The organism is Mycobacterium sp. ABE4_509 (genome assembly GCF_056160785.1).
Genome location: NZ_JBSWXU010000038.1, coordinates 1 through 20,136, shown reverse-complemented (window position 1 = coordinate 20,136; position 20,136 = coordinate 1). Strand labels below are relative to the sequence as shown.

The 20,136-nt window shown below is 69.1% G+C and carries 21 protein-coding genes; 6 read left to right on the top strand and 15 right to left on the bottom strand.

From position 1 onward, the window contains the following. Positions 1 to 4: 4 nt before the first annotated feature. Entirely contained in the window at positions 5 to 322 is a 318-nt protein-coding gene (gene usfY / locus ACXAID_RS10975; RefSeq protein WP_475022237.1) for a protein UsfY, read from the top strand. 28 nt (positions 323 to 350) lie between these two features. On the opposite strand, the gene ACXAID_RS10970 is transcribed toward usfY, so the two are convergent. The 4 genes from ACXAID_RS10970 to ACXAID_RS10955 form a co-directional block, all read right to left on the bottom strand. Then, positions 351 to 1,253, bottom strand: coding sequence for a cellulase family glycosylhydrolase (locus ACXAID_RS10970; RefSeq protein ID WP_475022236.1), 903 nt, complete (start codon positions 1,251 to 1,253; stop codon positions 351 to 353). Between the two features lie 179 nt (positions 1,254 to 1,432). Next, positions 1,433 to 2,278, bottom strand: a complete 846-nt coding sequence (locus tag ACXAID_RS10965) for an alpha/beta fold hydrolase (RefSeq protein ID WP_475022235.1) — start codon at positions 2,276 to 2,278, stop codon at positions 1,433 to 1,435. After that, positions 2,275 to 2,988, bottom strand: a complete 714-nt coding sequence (locus ACXAID_RS10960) for a ZIP family metal transporter (protein ID WP_475022257.1) — start codon at positions 2,986 to 2,988, stop codon at positions 2,275 to 2,277. The genes ACXAID_RS10965 and ACXAID_RS10960 overlap by 4 nt, the downstream gene beginning before the upstream one ends. Positions 2,989 to 3,086: 98 nt before the next feature. Then, entirely contained in the window at positions 3,087 to 3,776 is a 690-nt protein-coding gene (locus ACXAID_RS10955) for a GAF and ANTAR domain-containing protein (RefSeq protein ID WP_475022234.1), read from the bottom strand. 190 nt (positions 3,777 to 3,966) lie between these two features. Here ACXAID_RS10955 and ACXAID_RS10950 point away from each other — a divergent pair, with 190 nt between their 5' ends. From ACXAID_RS10950 to ACXAID_RS10940, 3 genes are read left to right on the top strand one after another with little or no spacing between them, the layout of a single operon-like run. Beyond that, positions 3,967 to 5,184: an acetyl-CoA acetyltransferase gene (locus ACXAID_RS10950; RefSeq protein WP_475022233.1), complete on the top strand. Its 1,218-nt coding sequence runs from the start codon at positions 3,967 to 3,969 to the stop codon at positions 5,182 to 5,184. After that, complete coding sequence (locus ACXAID_RS10945; RefSeq protein ID WP_475022232.1) at positions 5,181 to 6,725, top strand: carotenoid oxygenase family protein; 1,545 nt, start codon at positions 5,181 to 5,183, stop codon at positions 6,723 to 6,725. Before ACXAID_RS10950 ends, ACXAID_RS10945 begins: the two co-directional genes overlap by 4 nt. A 30-nt stretch (positions 6,726 to 6,755) precedes the next feature. Next, complete coding sequence (locus tag ACXAID_RS10940) at positions 6,756 to 7,616, top strand: winged helix-turn-helix transcriptional regulator (protein WP_475022231.1); 861 nt, start codon at positions 6,756 to 6,758, stop codon at positions 7,614 to 7,616. Between the two features lie 12 nt (positions 7,617 to 7,628). Here ACXAID_RS10940 and ACXAID_RS10935 read toward each other — a convergent pair whose 3' ends face one another. Then, a complete protein-coding gene (locus ACXAID_RS10935) occupies positions 7,629 to 8,900 on the bottom strand; it encodes a diguanylate cyclase domain-containing protein (RefSeq protein WP_475022230.1) in 1,272 nt (423 codons plus the stop codon). Between the two features lie 295 nt (positions 8,901 to 9,195). Here ACXAID_RS10935 and ACXAID_RS10930 point away from each other — a divergent pair, with 295 nt between their 5' ends. Further along, on the top strand, positions 9,196 to 9,645 hold the full coding sequence (locus ACXAID_RS10930) for an Hsp20/alpha crystallin family protein (RefSeq protein WP_475022229.1): 450 nt from the start codon (positions 9,196 to 9,198) through the stop codon (positions 9,643 to 9,645). A 9-nt stretch (positions 9,646 to 9,654) separates the two neighbouring features. Here ACXAID_RS10930 and ACXAID_RS10925 read toward each other — a convergent pair whose 3' ends face one another. Both ACXAID_RS10925 and ACXAID_RS10920 read right to left on the bottom strand, forming a co-directional pair. After that, positions 9,655 to 10,251, bottom strand: a complete 597-nt coding sequence (locus ACXAID_RS10925; protein WP_475022228.1) for a GNAT family N-acetyltransferase — start codon at positions 10,249 to 10,251, stop codon at positions 9,655 to 9,657. Further along, positions 10,248 to 10,694: a hypothetical protein gene (locus ACXAID_RS10920; RefSeq protein WP_475022227.1), complete on the bottom strand. Its 447-nt coding sequence runs from the start codon at positions 10,692 to 10,694 to the stop codon at positions 10,248 to 10,250. The genes ACXAID_RS10925 and ACXAID_RS10920 overlap by 4 nt, the downstream gene beginning before the upstream one ends. Before the next feature lie 25 nt (positions 10,695 to 10,719). Between ACXAID_RS10920 and ACXAID_RS10915 the strand changes: the two genes are divergently transcribed. Continuing rightward, entirely contained in the window at positions 10,720 to 11,160 is a 441-nt protein-coding gene (locus tag ACXAID_RS10915) for a cupin domain-containing protein (protein WP_475022226.1), read from the top strand. Here ACXAID_RS10915 and ACXAID_RS10910 read toward each other — a convergent pair. From ACXAID_RS10910 to ACXAID_RS10875, 8 genes are all read right to left on the bottom strand, one after another. Then, positions 11,157 to 11,882, bottom strand: coding sequence for a 3-keto-5-aminohexanoate cleavage protein (locus ACXAID_RS10910; protein ID WP_475022225.1), 726 nt, complete (start codon positions 11,880 to 11,882; stop codon positions 11,157 to 11,159). The two genes, ACXAID_RS10915 and ACXAID_RS10910, sit on opposite strands and share 4 nt — an antisense overlap. Positions 11,883 to 11,933: 51 nt before the next feature. After that, entirely contained in the window at positions 11,934 to 13,184 is a 1,251-nt protein-coding gene (locus ACXAID_RS10905) for a KasA/KasB family beta-ketoacyl-ACP synthase (protein WP_475022224.1), read from the bottom strand. A gap of 47 nt (positions 13,185 to 13,231) precedes the next feature. Next, on the bottom strand, positions 13,232 to 14,023 hold the full coding sequence (locus ACXAID_RS10900) for a VOC family protein (RefSeq protein WP_475022223.1): 792 nt from the start codon (positions 14,021 to 14,023) through the stop codon (positions 13,232 to 13,234). 98 nt (positions 14,024 to 14,121) lie between these two features. After that, complete coding sequence (locus ACXAID_RS10895; RefSeq protein ID WP_475022222.1) at positions 14,122 to 15,546, bottom strand: aldehyde dehydrogenase family protein; 1,425 nt, start codon at positions 15,544 to 15,546, stop codon at positions 14,122 to 14,124. A 40-nt stretch (positions 15,547 to 15,586) separates the two neighbouring features. Beyond that, the gene (locus ACXAID_RS10890) at positions 15,587 to 17,302 is read right to left on the bottom strand and encodes a thiamine pyrophosphate-binding protein (protein ID WP_475022221.1); all 1,716 of its coding nucleotides are present in this window, start codon (positions 17,300 to 17,302) and stop codon (positions 15,587 to 15,589) included. A gap of 13 nt (positions 17,303 to 17,315) precedes the next feature. Beyond that, positions 17,316 to 18,326 (bottom strand): acyl-CoA dehydrogenase family protein, encoded by a 1,011-nt coding sequence (locus tag ACXAID_RS10885; RefSeq protein ID WP_475022220.1) that lies wholly within the window; start codon positions 18,324 to 18,326, stop codon positions 17,316 to 17,318. Further along, positions 18,326 to 19,513 (bottom strand): acyl-CoA dehydrogenase family protein, encoded by a 1,188-nt coding sequence (locus ACXAID_RS10880; RefSeq protein ID WP_475022219.1) that lies wholly within the window; start codon positions 19,511 to 19,513, stop codon positions 18,326 to 18,328. The genes ACXAID_RS10885 and ACXAID_RS10880 overlap by 1 nt, the downstream gene beginning before the upstream one ends. Positions 19,514 to 19,530: 17 nt before the next feature. Further along, positions 19,531 to 20,136: acyl-CoA dehydrogenase family protein (locus ACXAID_RS10875; RefSeq protein ID WP_475022218.1), on the bottom strand; the 606-nt coding region annotated here is incomplete at its 5' end.

The following is a 20,136-nucleotide window of genomic DNA, read 5'->3' as shown; positions in this document are numbered from 1 at the left end:
TGCGATGAAAGGCGCGCATCGTGACCCGGTGGACCACGCCCGCACAACCCAGCCGCACGCCGGCGAATCCTTCATCGACACGCTCTGGCTGCCCGGCCTGATCCTGATCGGCGTGGGCACCGTGCTGATCGCCGGCACCGTCGCCGCCACCGCATATGGCGAACGCGATGTGTCGATCGTGCTCGGACTGATCGCCGGTGCTCTGGTGACGGCAGGTGCCCTGCTGGTCGCCCTGGAGCATCAGCGGGTCAAGCGGGTCGAGCGGCGGTGGCTGGCCGAACATCCCGACCAGCACCGCAGACCGCATCTGCACGCGAGCTAGCGGAACCGGTCGCGGCAACCCGCCTGCGTCAGCGCGCGAGCACTGACGCAGCCACCTTCGGCTGCCAGTCCGAGGTGAGCAGCGCACCGAAGTTGGCCTCCCGGTTGCCGCGCGCGCCGCTGTCGAGATCGCGGATGCTGTAGATGAAGGCCGGACCGCTGTAGGGCAGTTCGGAGGCGGCCCACAAGATGTCGGTGATCTGGCGCGCCTGCTGCTGCTGACTGACGCCTTCGGCACCGGGGTCGCTGGTGGGGGCACCGAATTCGGTCAACCAGATCTTCTTGCCGCCGTCACCGTTGGCCACCATCACGTCCCGCACCCGCCCGACGTCCGACCAACCGTTCTCCGGATCGACCGCCAGCCCGCCCGGGAATACATAGGGATGCATCGCCGCGGCGTCGAAGTAGCCCTTCGCGCCCGCGGCATACATCTGAGTCATGAACGACGGCGGGGAATGCCCGCCCACCGCGCGACTCAGCCCCGCCGACACCACCGTGCTCGACGGCTGCGCATCCTTGATCGCGACATAGGCGGCCTTCAGCAGTTCGGTGTAGCGCGGCGCTGCATTGCCCTGGAACCCCCAGAACAACGGCAGGTTCGGCTCATTCCAGATCTCCCAGTCCGAGACCCTCGACCCGAAGTGCTCGACGACCGCGGTGGCGAACGCGCCGAAATCGTTCGGGTTGTCCGGCGGGGCGGTGAAGAAGCTCTGCGGCCCGCGCGCCCACCCGGGGGTGAAGGCGATGTTGCCCAGGACCCGCAGATTGCGGGCTGCGGCGGCGTTGACGATCCGGTCCACGACGGCCCACTGGTATTGGCCCTGGGACGGTTCGATCAGATTCCAGTCGAACAGCACCCTCAGCCAGGACGCACCGGTGGCGGCGACGGCGTCGAGTTCACGCTCGAGGTCCGCCGGACTGAGCGTGAGCATCGAGGAGCCTTCGCTGAATCCGTAACCTGCGGCGGGCGCGACGGGCGAGGCTGACGCCCCCGGCACGGGCACTGCGAAGACGAGCGTGATTGCCAGGGCTAGGGCAGTCGCCCGTCTTGCCAGCGCACGCATGAGCACGCCCGCAACATACCCGGACTCCGCGGACGGGGCACGTCTGGCTAGACGGCCTGCAGGAATGCGCCGAGCGCCGCGTTGAACGCGGCCGGGTTCTCCCAGAACGGGAAGTGCGTTCCGCCGTCGATGCCCGTGATCCGCACGAACCGTGACCCGCGGATCTGCTCGTGGATCCACAGCTGGGAGGCGTGCGGCACGTTCACCGAGTCACCGGCGACGACGAGGGTGGGCATGTCGATGTGGGCGATCATGCTGCGCCAGTCATGGGTGGCGACATCGAAGATCAGGTCGGCGGCCAGTCGCCGGTCGAAGGTGCCGGCCTGCTCGGTCAACCAGCGCAGCCGCTCGGCCGGTACTCCTGCCGACGTGGTTTCGGCCAGGAATCCGGCCCGTGGATCGGGCCCCGTGCCACGGAGCAGGTCGGTGAAGGCGAACAACCCGGCGGCCTCCATCGTCGCACCGGCTTGGCCGGCCTGGTCGTCGGTCCACCCGGGATTGCGAAGCGCGCAGGGCATTTGATCGACGAATACCAGTGAACGCAGCCGCTCCGCGCCGAACAGCTCGAGATAGGACCAGATCACCGCCGCACCCATGGAGTGGCCCAGCAGGTGAACTCCGACGAGGTCGGTGGCGGTGAGCAGATCATGCAGATCGGCGGCGAGCCGGTGCAGGTGGTAGCCGGTCGGCGGGGTCGACGACCGGCCGTGCCCGCGGTGGTCGACGGCGATCACCTGCCACTGCCCGCCCAGGTGGTCCAGCTGCGCGGCGAAGGTCTCCGCGGTCAGCGACCATCCGGGCAGCAGCACCACGGGCGGCCCGGCGCCCGTCGTGACGTACCGCAGCACGGCACCGTCCCGGCATCGGGTTTCACCGTGCCGGCGCGAGGTCACCCCAGTGACTCCAGGCTGAACAGCGCGAGGAATCCGACGAAGAACAGCGCCGCCATCCACGGCCGGTCCGGTGTCTCATGGGCCTCGACGAGCAGTTCTTCGACCACCAGCCACAGCAGCGCGGCAGCGGCGAACGCCAGCACCAGGGTCAGCACCTCCGGGCTGGCGTCGGTGAGCAGCGCGGCCCCGACGACCGCCCCGACGCCGACCACCAGGCTCAGCCCGGCGGTGACGGCCGCCGCGCCGACCCGGCTCATGCCGCCACGGGTCAGTTGCAGTGCCACCGCCAGACCCAGGAACAACACCTCCGCGGTCAGCGCCACGGTGATGACCGTCGCCGTTTCGGTGTTCACCGCGGCGCTGGCACCGACGAGCAGTCCGTCGATCGCCAGGTCGACGCCCACGACGACGAGGAAACCGATGGGCAGGGCGCCCGACGCCGACTCGCCGTGCCCCTCGAACCGGCTCATCACCAGCAGTAGCGCCACCGCGGCGGAGAACCCGATGACGATCAGCCACAGCGGGCCCTGCTCGCGCAGCTCGGGCAGCACCTCACCGGCGACCGCGGCCAGCACGATGCCCGCGGCCAGATGCTGGACACCGCTGACGACCGCCGCCGACGGCGCCCGCAGTACCGCGACCGCACCGCCGATCGCACCGGCCAGCACGGGGAACACCACCAGCGAGGCCGCCGTCGTCACCGCACTGATGTCGTCCTCCCCTCACCGCCGCGACACTGAGCTTGTGCGCGAGTGTGGGTCGAATTGTCGCAAATTAGTTCAGTTTCGGCGGGCCGGTCGGGTCGGATTCAGTCCTGGCCGCGAGTCCGGATCACCCGTTCGGCGATGTCGGTGAGCTTGGTGTTGCTGTCCTGCGAGAGCCTGCGCAGCATGTCGAACGCGGCGATGTCGTCGATGTTGTAGCGCTCCATGACGATGCCCTTGGCCTGGCCGATCCGGTCGCGGGTCGACAACGCCGATTCCAGTTGTTCACTCTGCCTGCTGGCGATGATGGCCGCGGCCGCGTGCGCGGCCAGCACCGCGCCGATGGTCTCCGACTCGGCGGTGAAGGCGTTCGGCGACATCGCGAACAGGTTGAGCGCACCGGCGGTCTGCGAGCTGGTGTAGAGCTTGAACGACAGCGCACTGAGGACGCCCAGTTCGACGGCGGCCGCCGAGTACATCGGCCAGCGGCTCTCGGTGCGGAAATCGTCGGTGCGCACGATCAGATCGTCGAGCGCGGCCTCGACACAGGGCCCTTCGTTGTATCTCATCTGCAGCTCGTCGAGCCGATGCGGCAGCTCAGAGGTGACGCCGACCGAATCGAACCGGCCTGCCTTGCCGATCAGCAGGATCCCGGCCGCGTCGACACCGGCGATCAGGTTCTTGGCTTCGGTGCTGACGTCGGTGAGCACGTCGTCGACGCGGCGGGGGGCGGCGACGGCCCGGGCCAATTCCGCCATCCGCCGAGCGAGCTCGTGGTTGTGGGCGTCGGTCATGGTTCCAGCATTCCCTACTGATCGCAGGGTACGCAGGCCGGGTTTGCCGCGGCCCGTGGCGGGTAATGCAGCGTCACAGGCAGGCGGCGGCGGTCGGCCGTCCCGCCTGCTCAGGTTCCGTCGGTTCAGACCCGCAGCCGACGGGGCCGCCATCTATCGGTCACTCTGTTAGTTGTAGTAGCGTCGAGGCGTGAGTTGGCCGGACGTCTGGATCCTCGGCGGGTATCAAAGCGACTTCGCACGCAACCTTGAGCGTGAAGGCCGCGACTTCGCCGATCTGACCGGCGAGGTCGTGCCCGGCGCCCTCCAGTCCGCACGCCTCGACGCCGCCGACGTCGACGTCGTCCACGTCGGCAACGCGTTCGGCGAGTTGTTCGCCCACCAGGGCCATCTGGGTGCCATGCCGGCCACCGCCTGCGAAGACCTGTGGGACACCCCCGCCTCGCGGCACGAGGCGGCGTGTGCGTCCGGCAGCGTCGCGACCCTGGCGGCGCTGGCCGACCTGCGCTCGGGCACATACCGCACCGCCCTGGTCGTCGGGATCGAACTGGAGAAGACCGTGCCCGGCGACGCCGCCACGAGGATCCTCGGCGCCGCCGCGTGGACCGGACACGAAGGCGCCGACGCGAAATACATGTGGCCGCACATGTTCGAGCGGGTGGCCGCCGAATACGACCGCCGCTACGGCCTCGACGAGACCCACCTGCGGGCGCTGGCGAGCGTGAACTACGCCAACGCACACGCCAACCCCCGCGCCCAGACCCGCGACTGGTCGGTCCCGCGGCCGCTGACCGGCGACGACGTACACAACCCGGTCGTCGAAGGAAGGTTGCGCCGCTTCGACTGCAGCCAGATCACCGACGGCGGCGCTGCCGTCGTCCTGGTCACCGACGACTGGTTGCGCGATCATCCCGGCGCGCGCCCGCTCGGCCGGATCGACGGCTGGGGCCACCGGACCGTCGGCCTGGGGCTGCAGAGCAAGCTGGACCGCTCCCGCGACGATCCGTACGTCCTGCCGCACGTGCGCGGCGCCGTGCTCGACGCGTTCGACCGCGCCCGGGTCACCCTCGACGACGTCGACGGCTTCGAAGTACACGACTGCTTCACCCCCAGCGAGTACCTGGCCATCGATCACATCGGACTGACCGGGCCCGGCGAGTCGTGGAAGGCCATCGAGAACGGCGAGATCGAGATCGGCGGGCGGCTGCCGATCAACCCCAGCGGTGGCCTGATCGGCGGCGGCCACCCCGTCGGGGCGACCGGGGTCAGAATGCTGCTCGACGCCGCACGACAGGTCAGCGGCACCGCTGGCGACTACCAGGTCGACGGCGCGGACAGGTTCGCCACCCTCAACTTCGGCGGCTCCACCGCCACCACCGTCAGCTTCGTCGTAGGAAGTGCGCCATGACCCACACCGAGATCGTCGGGAAGTTCCTGTCCACGCTGCCCGACGACGACGACCACCCCTACCGGACCGGTCCGTGGCGTCCCCAGACCTGCGAGTGGGACGCCGAGGACCTGACCGTCGTCGAGGGTGAGGTCCCGACCGACCTCGACGGTGTCTACCTGCGCAACACCGAGAATCCGCTGCACCCGGCGCTGAAGTACTACCACCCCTTCGACGGCGACGGCATGCTGCACATCGTCGGGTTCCGCGACGGAAAGACGTTCTACCGCAACAGATTCGTTTGCACCGACGGGTTCAGCGAGGAGAACGCCGCAGGTGGGCCGCTGTGGCCGGGCATCGCCGAACCGATCGAGCTGGCCCGCCGCGACTACGGCTGGGGCGCGCGGACCCTGATGAAGGACGCGTCGTCGACCGACGTCGCGGTGCACCGCGGGGTTGCGCTGAGCAGCCACTACCAGTGCGGAGACCTGTACCGCATCGACCCCTACACCGGCGAAGCCCTCGGGAAAGAGGACTGGAACGGCGCCTTCCCCTCGGACTGGGGTGTGTCGGCACATCCCAAGGTCGACGACCGCACCGGCGAACTGCTGTATTTCAGCTACAGCAAGCAGGCGCCGTATCTGCGGTACGGCGTGGTCGACGAACGCGGCGAAGTCGTCCACCGCGTCGATGTGGAACTGCCCGGGCCGCGGCTGCCCCACGACATGGCGTTCACCGAGAACTACGTCATCTTCAACGACTTCCCGATGTTCTGGGATCCCGCGCTGCTCGACCACGGCATCCATCTGCCCCGATTCCACCGCGACATGCCGTCGCGCTTCGCGGTCGTCCCGCGCCGCGGCGACGCGTCACAGATCCGCTGGTTCGAAGCCGACCCGACCTACGTCCTGCACTTCCCCAACGCCTACGAGGACGGCGACGAGATCGTGCTGGACGGCTTCTTCCAGGGCGATCCGGAACCCACCGACAACGGCATGGGCAACCGTCCCCCGCAAGCGGGTGGTGCCCCCAGGCAGCGCGCCTTCCGGTTCCTGGCGCTGGACCGCATGCAGACCCGGCTACACCGCTGGCGGTTCAACCTGAAGACCGGCGCCGTCCGCGAAGAGCCGCTCACCGACACGATCTCCGAGTTCGGCATGATCAACCCCGGCCGCACCGGGCGCGCCTACCGCTACACCTACGCCGCGACCGGCAAGCCGGCCTGGTTCCTGTTCGACGGTCTCGTCCGCCACGACCTGCACACCGGCGCCGAGCAGCGCTACCCGTTCGACGACGGGGTGTACGGCAGCGAGACCGCGATGGCCCCACGGGCGGCAGGCACCGGCGAGGACGACGGATACCTGGTCACCCTCACCACCGACATGAACGCCGACGCGTCCTACTGCCTGGTGTTCGACGCGGCGCGGCTGTCCGACGGCCCGGTCTGCAAACTCGCTCTGCCCGAGCGCATCTCCAGCGGCACCCATTCGACCTGGGTGGCCGGCCCCGAACTGCGCCGGTGGCGCGACACCGACACCGCGGCCGGCGCGATCGGGCTCTAGTTGGCCGTCGAACCCAATGCGGTCGCCCGAATGCTGGGCGTCCTCGGCGACGAATGGACCCTGCTGATCATTCAGCGGGCACTGCTCGGCGCCCGGAAGTACGGCGAGTTCGCGTCCGCGCTACCGGTCTCGAATGCGGTGTTGACCGCCAGGCTGCAGTCGATGACCGCCAACGACCTGCTCGTCCGGCGCGAATACCAGCGCAACCCACCGCGCGCGGAATACCTGACCACCGCGCGCAGCCGCGCACTGTGGCCGATGCTCACATCCATCTGGGCGTGGGAACGCCGGTGGGTACTCGACCACACCGAACCGCTGCCGGCCATGCAGCACACCGGCTGCGGTGCGGATTTCGCGCCGCGGGTGACCTGCCGGGCCTGCGGCGCACCCGCGGCGGCCGACGACGTGGCCGCGCGGTGGGGCCCGGCGGGATCATGGCAACGCTCGATACCGGCCTCACCCAACCGGCGCCGCTCGGGCGGTCGACGGTCGGGCGCCGGACTGCTGTTTCCGCAGACGATGAGCGTGATCGGCGACCGCTGGGCCTTCGCGGCGCTGGTCGCCGCGTTCGTCGGTATCGGCAGGTTCACCGACTTCCAAACGCAGCTCGGCGCACCGCCGGCGACGATCGCCGCGCGGTTGTCGACGTTCACCGCCGAGGGGATTCTGGACAACAGCGCGGGCCGCTACCGGCTGACCGCCAAAGGCGAGGCGTTCTTTCCGGTGATGGTGTGCGCGTTGGTGTGGGCGCAGCACTGGTTCGGCGACGACGAAGGAGCCGCGGCGGTCCTGACCCATGCGGCGTGTGGGCGACGGTTCGTCCCGGTGCTGGAGTGCGACCACTGCGGCGGGCGGCTGCGCGGGGCAGACATCCGTGCCGTGCCGGCGTGAACGCCCTCGCCCTCAGCGCGGCCGGCCCTTGTGCCGGTACATGTCCGCGTCCGCCATTCGCAGCAGATCCTCGATGTCGTCGGTGACGCCCCAGGCGTGGCCGACCGACGCGGCGAGCGTCACGCTCACCGCGTCGACCTCATAGGGGGCCGACAACTGCGCGGCGATGTGCCGCGCGAAGTCGGGCAGGTTCGACGCGGACGACGAGGCCGCCACCAACACGACGAACTCGTCACCGCCGATCCGGAAGGCGCTACCGATCGCGGTGACGAGCCGGTCGAGCCGCTGCCCCACGGCGGCGAGCACCGCGTCCCCGACGGCGTGGCCGTGGGAGTCGTTGATCTGTTTGAAGCCGTCGAGGTCGATGAAAATCACCCCGAGCGGCAGGTCCGGAGCCTCGGCGTGGCGCCGCCGCGCGGCGGCTTGCAGGGCGAGCCGGTTGCGCAGCCCGGTGAGCGGATCGGTGACCGCCAGCCAGGCCAGTTGGGCTTCGGCCCCCTTGCGCGCGGTGATGTCCTGGAACTGCGCGATCGCCAGATCCCGGCCGTCCCTGACGCCGGGCACCAGGACGAAGTCCCGCTGCAGCCATACGCTGGACCCGTCGGCGCGAAGATACTTGCGCTCCGACGACACGTGTGTGGCCGACCTGTCCAGCAGTGAGCTGAACTGGGCGTCGCCGGTCTCGAGGTTGTCGGGGTGCACGAATCTGCGGAAGTCGTGGCCGACGATGTCGTCCTCGGCGCAGCGCAACAGCCGGCAGATGGCCGGGTTCGCCTGCAGGACGACACCGGCCTCGTCGACGACGACCATGCCGATCGGTGCGTGGCTCATGCTGATCTCGAACAGCTGCACCGCCTCGTCACGGGCCCGCTCGGCGTCCACCCGCGCGGTGACATCGGTGACCTGGACGTAGAAACCCCGCACCTCACCGTCGACGATGTCGGGGATGTAGGAGGCCTGTGTGCGGCGGGTGCGTCCCTGCTGATCGATCAGGGTGCGTTCGAACAGTTGCTCCTCGCCGGCCAGCACTGCGTCGATGTAGGGCAGGTTCAGCGCGTAGACGGCCTCTCCGAGGACCTCGCTGATGTGGCGGCCACGTATTTCGTCGGGAGTCATGCCGAAGTACTCGACGTAGGCCGCGTTGGCGATCACGTTGCGGCGTTCGCGATCCCAATAGGCGATCAGCGCGGGAAGCCTGTCGATCAGCGACCGCATCTGGCGGGTCTGCTCAGCCGACGGGCTGGGCATCCCGCCGGACGCCGCGGTCGCGAACGGGCCGACCATCGTCTCCGCACCGTCCTTCCCCGGGCTTTTCGCGCACCGAATCCGCCGGCCCGCCTGGTGCGGGGCCGGGGGCCACCTGCAAGAGTATTTCCGCCGCCGCCCAGCGGCACGTCGACTTTGCCCCAACGGGCCTGAAGCCCGGACCCGGACCGCCGTTCCGGGGCTTCGGGAACACCGGGAATCTTCGGAGAATTTTCTGGCACTCACACGACTAGAGTGCTAACATCGCAGGTGCACAGTGATTTAGTCGCCCGCCGAGGTGGCGGGCCCTGAGTGACATAGGAGGTGGATTGCTGTGCTTCGCTTTGATCCGTTCAGTGACCTTGACACTCTGACCCGGGGCTTGCTGACCAGCCAGACCGGATCAACTCGCGCCCCCAGGTTCATGCCGATGGACCTGTGCAAGATCGACGACCACTACGTGCTGACCGCCGACCTTCCCGGCGTCGACCCCGGCTCGGTCGACGTCAACGTGGACAACGGCACGTTGACGATCTCAGCGCACCGCACCGCCCGATCCGACGATTCCACCCAGTGGCTGGCCAACGAGCGGTTCTTCGGAACCTATCGCCGCCAGCTGTCGCTCGGCGACGGCATCGACACCGCCGCGATCTCGGCGACGTATGAGAACGGTGTGCTGACGGTGACCATCCCGGTCGCGGAGAAGGCCAAGGCCCGCAAGGTCGAGGTCAGCCATTCCGGTAACCAGAGATCCATCGAGCCGACCACGGTCGACTCCGAGTAGCGACCCACGTCAGTCGTCGCGGTCCAACCGGAATCGCAGGTTGGACCGCACGGCTGGCCACTCGATGTCCAGAATCGAATACACCATCGTGTCGCGCCGCGATCCGTCGGGCGCCAGCTGATGGCTGCGCAGGATGCCGTCCAGTTTGGCGCCGAGCCGTTCGATCGCCGCACGGCTGGTGGCGTTGAAGAAATGGGTGCGGAATTCGACAGCGACACAACCTAACTGATCGAACGCGTGGCCCAGCATGAGCAGTTTGGTCTCAGCGTTGACACCGGTGCGGCGGGCCGGGGCAACATACCAGGTGTAGCCGATCTCCAGCCGGCGGTTGGGCCCGTCCACGTTGAGGTAGCTCGACGACCCGACCAGGGTGCCGTCCTTGGCGCGCACCACGAACGTCAGCCCGGTGTCCGGCCGCTGTGCCGCCAGCCGCATGTCGACCCAGGCGGCGGCCGACCCCGCCTTCGGGGCGGCGGTGAACCACAACCGGCCCAACTCCCCGTCCGCAGCCGCCGCCTCGATCTCCGGAACATGTTTGCGAGCAAGGGGTTCCAGGCTCACCCAGCGCGGGCCGGTCAGAACCACCGGTTCGGCGAAACCACTCATGATGCCTCCCCGGCCGCCGCCGGCGACGATCTCCACACCGAGAACATGGTCCACACCGACAGCAACGCCGCAGCCAGCGCCACCGACCCGACGACGTAGAGCCCGTAGCCCGCCGAGACCGGGGGATAAACATAGAGCCGGTAGTACCACACCGCCAGCACCGCGATCGCCACCGAGATCGTCAGCGCCGCAGTGGAGGCCACCCGCGCCGAGATCTCACGTGCGGCCATCGCACCGGCCACCGCCAGCGACGACGCCAACAGCACGATCAGCTGACCGATCCCGAACCCGGGCGGCGGCACCGGCATCACCCCGGCCACCCCGCCGATTCCGTTGGCACGCCCCCCACCGTCGGCCGACGATCTCAGCCACGGCAACCACGCACTCACCGCGATCGCCAGCGCACAACCCGCGACCAACCAGCCGGGATACACGCGAGACACGGACAAAGACTACTAGGGTGAACCGATGACCGATCTTCCCGAATGGGCGCGTCGCCTGGACCTTTCCCCACATCCCGAGGGCGGCTGGTTCCGTGAGACGTGGCGCAGCGACCTGACGGTGCCGCAGTCGGTGCTCCCGGCGGACTACACCGGCCCCCGCAGCGCGGGCACCGCCATCCTGTTCCTGCTCATGCCCGGGCAGCAGTCCGCCTGGCACACGGTGCGCAGCGCCGAGCTGTGGCTCTACCACTCCGGCGGCCCGCTGCTGCTCGAGGCGGGCGCCGAGCAGCACACCGCCACCACCCACCTGCTCGGCGCCGACATCGCCGCCGGGGAGACCCCGCAGTTCGTCATCCCGCCCGGGCACTGGCAGCGGGCCAAGCCGCGCGACGACCAACCCTGCCTGGTCAGCTGTGTGGTCGTGCCCGGGTTCGACTTCGCCGACTTCGTGCTCGCCGGACCCTAGCCGCTGAGCAGGTCCACCGCCGCCGAGATCAGCGCGGCGTTGTTCTCGGCGACGGAACCGTCGGGCAGCTTGAGCGTGTCCTCCATGCCGATTCGGGTCTGCACACCGCGCACCCCGGCGTGTTCCAGCAACGGCCAACAACTCTCGTCGAGTCCGTGCAGCAGGACCGGCGCCGGTGAGCCGGCGGTGGCCACCAGCGCGATCAACTCGTCGGCCGTGGCGGCGTCGGCGTCGGGGCCGAGTTCGATCATCACCCGCATACAGTGCGGGGCGATCTCCGAAGCCGCCCACGACTGCGCGGCCTCGGCGTGAAAGATGCCGACCTCGACCCCGAGGCCGCGGCCGAGGATCACCTCGGCAAGTTCCGGGGAGCCGGGTTCATGCCAGTTCAACGACGTGAAGTCGGGCAGCACGCTCCAGCTCTCGACGGCCTGAATTCGCTGTTGCGCGTCCGGCAACGCCCAGTACCCGGTGGTCACCCCCAGCGGGAGCCCGGGTGCGGCGTGCCGCACCGCCGACACCGCCGCGTCCACCTCGGCCCGCAGCAGCGAGTCGACCCCGTCGGCGTTCTTCGGATGCATGTGCACCGCCAGGGCCCCGGCCTGGTGCGCGGCCACCGCTTCGGCCGCGAGCTGCTCAGGGGTCACCGGCAGGTTGGGATGCTGGTCGGGAGTGCGAGCACCGTTGATGCACGCCTTGACGTAGATTTTCGGGCTGGCCATCTCCCCATCTTCACCTCTACCGGTCGTCGGGCGCGCGCCGCCCACCGAAAGCTAGTCCCGGCCGAACGCCAGCGACACGTTGTGGCCACCGAATCCGAACGAATTGCTCAGCGCATAGCGATAGTTGCCCGGCCGCGGCGTTCCGGCGACCACGTCGAGGTGCACCTCGGGATCGAGGTTCTTCAGGTTGCGGGTGGCCGGGACGACGCCGGTGTGCAGAGCCTGCACCGTCAGGATGGCCTCGACCGCGCCCACCGCGCCCACCGAATGTCCGAGGGCTCCCTTCGGCGCGTACACCGCGGGAGTGTGGGCACCGAAAGCGTTGTTGATGGCCACCGATTCGGCGACGTCACCGACGGTGGTGCCGGTGGCGTGCGCGTTGACGTGGTCGATGTCGCCGGGTTGCAGGCCGGCGAGCTGCATCGCCCGGGCCATCGCGAACCCGGCCCGCCGGCCGTCGGGGTCCGGGGCGACCATGTGGAAGCCGTCGGACGTCACGCTGGCACCCATCAGCCGGCCCAGGATCCGCGCTCCGCGCGCCCTGGCGTGCTCCTCGGTCTCGATCACCATCAACGCGCCGCCCTCGCCGAAGACGAACCCGTCGCGATCCCGGTCGAACGGCCGGCACGCCCCCTCGGGATCCTCGTTGTTCTTCGACAACACGATCCGCATCTTGGCGAACCCGGCGATCGCCACCGCCTCGATCCGCGACTCCAGCCCGCCGCATATCGCGATGTCGGCATCGCCGAGCACGATCTGACGCCAGGCGGCCACGATGGCCTCCGATCCGGACGCACACGCCGACACCGGGGTGAACACCCCGGCTCCGGCGTGCCGCTCGACCGCCACCGCCGTCGACGCCCCGCTGGGCACGTACATCGGAACCGTATCCGGCTGCACGGCCTGCACCCCGCGATAGCGCAGGTCGTCGTAGCCGAAGATCAACCGCTCGATGCCGCCCGCCCCGGTGCCGATCGAGACCGCGAGCCGGGCGCAGTCGACATCGGGTTCACCGGCGTCGCGCCACACCCGCCGGGACAACACCATGGCCATGCGCTGCACGTAGGACAGGTGCGCGACCTCGTCGTCGGTCAGCTGCTCATCGAAGGTCTCCAACAGATGGCCGCCGATGCGCACCGGCACATCGGATCGGGTGATGGACTCGTCCTCCAGGGGCCGGATACCGCTGCGGCCGGCCAGCAGCGCCTGCCAGGTCGACTCGACGTCGGTGCCCAGCGCTGTCGTCATCGCTACGCCGGTGACCACAACGTCGGGCAGCTTCCACGCTGTCGCACCGGCCATCGCCACTTCACCCCCTACCCATCTTGGCGCAGGGACCACCGGCTAAGTCAAGCCTCAGCCTGCGGATTCAGCGACGACAGGTTGAACGCTGCGCCGGTCGGGTCGGCGACGGCGGCCAGCCGCCCGTAGGGCGTGTCCTCCGCGGCCCGCAGCACACCGCCGCCGAGCTCGACGACCAGTTCCACGGTGCTGTCGACGTCTTCGGCGCCGAGGAAGACGCTCCACGTCGAGGGTGTCCCCTCCGGCAGCACCGCGGCGTCCATCACGCCGAGCAACGCCTCGCCGCCGAACAGTGCTGTGCTGTAACGAAAGTCGTCGGTGTCGGCGACGGTCTCGGTGCGCCAGCCGAACACGGTGCGGTAGAACTGCAGCGCCCCCGCGTAGTCCCGGGTGCTCAGCTGGTGGTAGACGGGTGCGCCGTGCTCGCCGACGAGCTCGAAGCCGCGGTGCCCGGCCGGTTGCCAGAGGCCGATCACGGCGCCGGCCGGATCGGTGAACAGGGCCATCACGCCCTTGTCCTCGATCTCCAGCGGTTCCCCGGATTCGGTGCACAGACCCGCACCCGCGGCTTCGGCCGCGGCCAGCGTGGCACGGACGTCGGCGCTGTGCAGGTAGGTGCTCCACCCGTCTGGCACCTCCCAACGGGGATCGTTGGCCGTCAGGCCGGCCACCGGCCGGCCGTCACGAAAGGCGTTCAGATAGCCGCCGTACTCCGGGCCGGAGGATTCGAACGTCCAGCCGAACACCGCCCCGTAGAACTCGACGGCGCGGTCGGGATCGGAGGTGGTGAGGTCGTTCCAGATCGGTGCGCCCAGCGGGGCGGAGTCACGGACGGGCATGCGCAGTCTCCTCGGCGATGGCGGTCGGTCACCGGGACAGACCACCATCGCCCGCCGAACTCATCGCCCACCCGACGATGTGGTTTCGGCGTGCCCGGTCAGGCCGGTGAGTAGCCGAGGGTCGCCTTGGTCTCCAGGTATTCGTCGAAGCCGAAGCTGCTCCATTCACGTCCGTTGCCACTGCGCTTGTAGCCACCGAAGGGGGCGTTGAGGTCGAAGCCGTGGTTGATCGCGATCGAACCGGCCCGGATCCGGCGGGCAACCGCGCGGGCGGCGTCCAGATCGGCACCCGAGACGTAACCGGCCAGGCCGTAGTCGGTGTCGTTGGCGATCTCGAGGGCCTGGTCGATGTCGTCGTAGCCGAGGATGCACAGCACCGGCCCGAAGATCTCCTCCCGCGCGATCGTCATGTCGTTGCTGACATCGGCGAACACGGTCGGCTTGACGTAGTAACCGGTCTCCAGCCCCTCTGGACGGCCGGTGCCGCCGGCCACCACGGTGGCCCCCTCGTCGATGCCCTTCTGCAGCAGCCCCTGGATCTTGTCGAACTGCACCTTGGATGCCACCGGCCCGATCGCGGACTTGTCGGCGGGGTCGCCGATCTTGACACCGGAGACGACAGCGGCAGCGATCTGCTTAGCCTCGTCCATCCGCGAATTCGGCACCAGCATCCGCGACGGCGCATTGCAGCTCTGCCCGCTGTTGAGCATCATCGTCGCCACCCCGGCGGTCACGCTCTTGGCGAAGTCCTCGTCGTCGAGCACGATGTTCGGGCTCTTGCCGCCCAACTCCTGGGTGACCCGCTTGACCGTCGGCGCGGCGTTGCGGGCCACCTCGACACCGGCCCGGGTGGACCCGGTGAACGACATCATGTCGACGTCGGGGTGGCTCGACAGCGCCACGCCGACACCCGGGCCGTCCCCGTAGACCATGTTGTAGACCCCGGCCGGAACACCTGCGGCGTCGATAATCTCGGTGAAGATCTGGGCCGAGTACGGCGCCACCTCGGAGGGCTTGAGCACCATCGTGCAGCCGGTCGCCAACGCGGGGAACACCTTGCAGGCGATCTGGTTGATCGGCCAGTTCCACGGGGTGATCAGACCGCACACCCCGATCGGCTCCTTGACCACCAGGGTGCCGCCGAGCTGCTCCTCGAACGGGAAGTTCTTCAGCACGTCGATGGCGGTGGCCAGGTGACCCGCACCCATCGCCACCTGCGGGCCCGCGGCCAGCGACGGCGGAGCCCCCATCTCCTCGCTCACCGCGTCGGCCAGGTCGGCCGAGCGTTTCTGGTATTCGGCCTGGATAGCCTGCAGCACATCGAGGCGCTCTTCGCGGCTGGTCTGCGACCAGGTGGCGAACGCCCTGCGCGCCGCCCGCACCGCCTTGTCGACATCGGCGCCGGTGCCGATCGCGATCTTGCCGGACACCTGTTCGGTGGTCGGGTTGTCGACGTCGAGCGCCTTGGGCTCAACCGGGTCGACCCACTTGCCGTCGATGTAGAACTTCAGATACTCGCGCATGGCGCCTCCATTCTGTCTACGTCCTCGCAGCTCCATGCCCCTACTGGGTACCTTCTGCATACCACGTGCGGAACCGGTCGTACTTGGGCATCTCCTCGGAGTTGGCTTTCGGGTCGATACACACGTGTACGACGGCGGGTTTGCCGCTGGCGTAGGCCCGCTGAATCGCCGCGCCTATTTCCTCTTCCTTCTCGACGTACTCGCCGTGGCAGCCGAAACCCTCGCCGATCTTGTCCATCCGCACGTCTTTGCTCCAGTGCACCCCCGGCTGCGGCGAGGGCTGCTCGAAGGTCCGCTTGTAGACGCCCACCTCCAGACCCCACTGGTGGTCCACGCCCACCACGCACACCAGCGGAAGGTTCTCCCGCACCGCGGTTTCCAGTTCGGCGACGTGGAACAGGAAGGCCGAATCGCTGGTCAGCAGCATGACCGGCCGCTTGCCGCCCTCGGCGACCGACGCGCCCACCGCATACGGCAGGCCGGTGCCGAGGTGGCCGAAGTTCTGGTTCCAGATCACGTCGCGAGGTTTGGTCTGCGAGTAGGTCCACTGGAAGATCACCGTGGCGCCGCCGTCGCGCACCATGATGCCGTCCTCGGTGAACTCGTCGAACGCCTTCGTCGCCTCGACCACGTAGCGCGCCGGATGCACCGGGGTGCGTCCGCTCGGGGCTTCGTCGGCCACCCGCGCCAGCTCGGCGTCGTTGGCCTTGATCAGGGTCTCGAGGCTGTCCGACGCGGCGCGCGGGTTGCCCCGCAGCGCCTCGACCAACTGCGGAACCACACCGCGCAGATCGCCGACCAGCGGAACGTCGATCGGCCGGTTCACGCCGATGGCGGTCGGGTCCTGCTCGACCAGCACCCATTTACGGTTGGCGTCGTTGCCGGCCCAGTGCTGGGTGCGCCCGTAGTGCATCGGCTCGCCGAGTTCGGTTCCGAGCGCGACGCACAGGTCGGACTCCTCGACCGCCTGATTGGCCGCCGGGGAGAACAGGTATGGGAACGTGCGGTCCTCCAGCCCCGGGATGAACGAGGTGCCGCCCGAGGTCTGGATCACCGGGCAACCCATCAGCTCGGCGAGCTCCCTGACCTGCTGCTGGGTGCGGGAGGTGTGCACACCGTGCCCGACCAGCAGCACCGGGCTCTCGGCCTCGCGGATCAGCTTCGCCGCCTCGGCGACCTCCCTGGCGCCCGCACCCTGGTTCACCAGCCGGTAGGCCGACGGCTCCGGCGCCGCCGCCACGTCGAGTTCCTCGAGGATGACGTGCGAGGGGAACTCGACATAGGACGGGCCGGGGGTCCCGGACATCGCCTTGCGGATCGCCTCGTGGATGATCTCGTCGGTCTGGTCGGCGTACTCGATCGAGCTGCTGTATTTGACCGACGGCGCGAACAGGGCCTCCTGCTGCACGAACTGGATCCGGCCGCGGCGCACGCGGCGCTCGGTGACCCGGGCGCGCTGACCGCCGAGGAAGATCACCGGCGAGTTCTCCACCAGCGCACACATCATCGCCCCGGCGATGTTGGCCACCCCGGGGCCCAGGGTTCCGATGCACAGGCCGGGCTTGCCGGTCATCCGGGATGCGGCCTCGGCCATGAACCCGGCGGACAGCTCGTGATGGGGAGCCACCACCGACCAGCCCCGCGCCTGCGCCTCGGAGAACATGTGCACGAAGTTGGGGTCGGGAATGCCGAACAACGTGTTGACACCCTCGGCCTCGAACAGATCGAGAATGCGCTTGTACACGGGTACACCCATTGTCATTTCCTTTTCATCGGGCGCTGTTGACGTAGCGCTTCGCGAGTCTTTTCCGTTGTGCTGCTGGTGAACCGAACAAGCTCCGGTTCAGGGTGGCACGTTTGAGATAAGTGTGGACGCCGCTCTCCCACGTGTAGCCGATGCCGCCGTGCAGCTGCATCGCCTTGCCCGCGACCGAGACCGCCGCCGAGGTCGCATACGCCTTGGCCATCGCCGCGGCGACCCCGGTGTCGCGGCCCGCGGCCACGGCGGCCACGGCTTCGGTGACCAGTTGACGGGACACCTCGACGCTGACGAGCATGTCGGCGCAGGCGTGCTTGACCGCCTGGAACGACCCGATGGGCCGGCCGAACTGGTGTCGCACCGTGACGTATTCGACGGTCGCGGCGAGCATCTGCTTCGCGATTCCCAGGCTGTCGCAGGCGGTCGCGACGGCTGCCCGGTCCGTCAACCCGGCCACCGTGGCGTGCTGGTCGACGGAGAACTCCAGCAGGGCCTGCACCGCGGCGGCATCCGCGGTGACGGTGGCCAGCCGACGGGTCGCGTCGAGGACCGGTTGGGCCTCGACGTTCACATCCGCGCCGGCCACCACCGCGACGCCCCGGTCGGCGACGATCAGCAGGTGGTCGCATCCGTGGGCATCCGGCACGAATTCGGCGCAGCCGCTGACGCGGTCGCCGTCGACGGTGAAGTCACCGAGGACAGCGGCCATCCGGTGTTCGCCGGTGGCTACCGCGCCCAGCAACCGATCGCGCTCGTCGCCGGTCCGCGCGCAGTGCAGCGCACCGACGGACAGCACGGCGCCACCCAGGTAGGCGGTGGTGGCCGCCGCCCGCCCGATCTGGTCGAGCAGCACCGCGGTCTCGATGAACGAAGCGCCCGCGCCGCCCGCGTCGTCGGGAACCTCGATGCCCGTCCAGCCGGCATCGACGAGGTCCCGCCAGCCGGGTTCGGAGTCCTTGGCCAGCAACTCGCCGGCCACCGTGCGCAGCTCGTCGTGGAATTCGGTGAAATCGTCTGCCATCACGCCACACTCGGTTCCCGGGGCAACCCCAGCCCGCGTTCGGCGATGATGGTGCGCTGAATCTCGCTGGCCCCTCCCGGGATCGTCCACTCCCACGAGCCGACGAAATCCAGCACCCAGGAACCGGACTCCCATCCACTCGACATGGGTTTGCTCAGCACCGTGTGGGCGGCCGGCCCACCGACCTCGGCGGCGAAGTCGGTGAGCCGCTGCAGCAGCTCGCTGTAGTACAGCTTGACGATCGACGCATCGGCCGGGCCGCCGGCGCCGTGCTCGACGACGCGGCGGCACATGCCGCGCAACGCGGTGATCTCGATCTCGAACTGCGCCAACCGGTCGGCGACGACCGGATCGTCGACCGGGGCGGTGTCCACCAGCCGGGCGAATCCGGCATTGGCGAGCCGCTCGGCCAGCTCCAGCATCGTCATGCCCCGCTCGGCTCCGAGCGTCGCCTGCGCCACCTGCCATCCGGCGTTCTCGGCGCCGATCAGGTTGGCGGCCGGGACGACCACGTCGTCGAGGAAGATCTCACAGAAGTGCGAATCACCGATCGCGTTGCGGATGGGACGCACCTCGACCCCCGGAGTCCTCATGTCCAGCAGGAAGTAGGAGATGCCCTTTCGTTTCGGTGCGTCGGGGTCGGTGCGGGCCAGCAGCAGGCACCAGTCGGCGTGCATGCCGCCGCTGGCCCACAGCTTCTGGCCGCTGACGACATAGTGTTTCTCGTTGTCGTCGCCGCACTGCCGCGCGGTGGTGCGCAGCGAGGCGAGGTCGGAGCCGGCTTCGGGCTCGGAGAAGCCCTGCACCCAGATCTCGCCGTCGAGAATCGCGGGCAGATGCCGGCGACGCTGCTCCTCGGTGCCGGCGACCAGCAGCGTCGACGCGGCATGGTGGATCCCGACGAAGGCCAGCACCAGCCGGGGGGCGTCGTGGGCGGCGAGCTCCTGGTACAGCACCACCTGGTTCTCGACCGAGAGGCCACCGCCCCATTCGGCCGGCCAATGCGGAACCGCGTACCCGGCACTGTGCAGTTCGGCGAACCACCACTTCTGGAAGCGGACGAACTCGTCTTCACCGACCCCGTTCTGGGTTTCCCGCCAGTCCCGCGGAATGTGTTCGGCGCACCAGGCCCGCACCTCGCGCCGAAACTGAGCTTGCGCAACGGAATCGGCCGAATTGTCGACCATTCCTTCAGGCTGGGCGCTCACACGTACAGCCCCGCCAGCCCACGGGTTCCCGCGGCGTCGGTCAGGTGGTCGCGCGTCGCCGACAGGCCGAACGGCAATCGGCGCAGCGGCTGGCTGTACCGGGACAACCACGACAGCGTGGTCTCGTCGCAGAACCCGACCGCTCCGTGCAGCTGGTGGCAGACCCGGAACACCACATCGGCGGCTTCGATGGCCGCCAGCCGCAGCGCGAGCGCATCCGGCACGGCATCGGCCGAACCGGTGGCCGCGCTCCACAGTGCATGCTTGGCCAGGATGTCCAGACCGCTGCGCTCGACCTCGGCATCGGTGAGCTGGAACTGCACCCCCTGGAACGCCGACAGCGTCTGACCGAACTGCTTGCGCAGGTTCACATGGTCGACGGTCAGCTCGATCGCGCGGTCGAGCATGCCGAGCAGCGTCCAGCACGACAGCACCAGGGCCAGCGCGAGGTCACCGCGGCCGGCGTCGTCGAGCGGTTCGAGCTCCAACTCGGTCACGAAGCCGGGCTGCGGGCTGCCGTACCCGGTGACCGTGGCGCGCCGGCCGTCGACACCGACGGTCGCCCAGCGCGATTCGAGACCGGCGACGGAGCCGGCCGTGCG

What these genes read in the sequence shown, in the direction of transcription:
- usfY (WP_475022237.1), top strand. Translation starts at nt 5, where the DNA reads ATGAAAGGCGCGCATCGTGACCCGGTGGACCACGCCCGCACAACCCAG.
- ACXAID_RS10970 (WP_475022236.1), bottom strand. Translation starts at nt 1,253, where the DNA reads ATGCTCACGCTCAGTCCGGCGGACCTCGAGCGTGAACTCGACGCCGTC.
- ACXAID_RS10955 (WP_475022234.1), bottom strand. Translation starts at nt 3,776, where the DNA reads ATGACCGACGCCCACAACCACGAGCTCGCTCGGCGGATGGCGGAATTG.
- ACXAID_RS10945 (WP_475022232.1), top strand. Translation starts at nt 5,181, where the DNA reads ATGACCCACACCGAGATCGTCGGGAAGTTCCTGTCCACGCTGCCCGAC.
- ACXAID_RS10940 (WP_475022231.1), top strand. Translation starts at nt 6,756, where the DNA reads ATGCTGGGCGTCCTCGGCGACGAATGGACCCTGCTGATCATTCAGCGG.
- ACXAID_RS10935 (WP_475022230.1), bottom strand. Translation starts at nt 8,900, where the DNA reads ATGGTCGGCCCGTTCGCGACCGCGGCGTCCGGCGGGATGCCCAGCCCG.
- ACXAID_RS10925 (WP_475022228.1), bottom strand. Translation starts at nt 10,251, where the DNA reads ATGAGTGGTTTCGCCGAACCGGTGGTTCTGACCGGCCCGCGCTGGGTG.
- ACXAID_RS10915 (WP_475022226.1), top strand. Translation starts at nt 10,720, where the DNA reads ATGACCGATCTTCCCGAATGGGCGCGTCGCCTGGACCTTTCCCCACAT.
- ACXAID_RS10910 (WP_475022225.1), bottom strand. Translation starts at nt 11,882, where the DNA reads ATGGCCAGCCCGAAAATCTACGTCAAGGCGTGCATCAACGGTGCTCGC.
- ACXAID_RS10905 (WP_475022224.1), bottom strand. Translation starts at nt 13,184, where the DNA reads ATGGCCGGTGCGACAGCGTGGAAGCTGCCCGACGTTGTGGTCACCGGC.
- ACXAID_RS10900 (WP_475022223.1), bottom strand. Translation starts at nt 14,023, where the DNA reads ATGCCCGTCCGTGACTCCGCCCCGCTGGGCGCACCGATCTGGAACGAC.
- ACXAID_RS10895 (WP_475022222.1), bottom strand. Translation starts at nt 15,546, where the DNA reads ATGCGCGAGTATCTGAAGTTCTACATCGACGGCAAGTGGGTCGACCCG.
- ACXAID_RS10890 (WP_475022221.1), bottom strand. Translation starts at nt 17,302, where the DNA reads ATGGGTGTACCCGTGTACAAGCGCATTCTCGATCTGTTCGAGGCCGAG.
- ACXAID_RS10885 (WP_475022220.1), bottom strand. Translation starts at nt 18,326, where the DNA reads ATGGCAGACGATTTCACCGAATTCCACGACGAGCTGCGCACGGTGGCC.
- ACXAID_RS10880 (WP_475022219.1), bottom strand. Translation starts at nt 19,513, where the DNA reads ATGGTCGACAATTCGGCCGATTCCGTTGCGCAAGCTCAGTTTCGGCGC.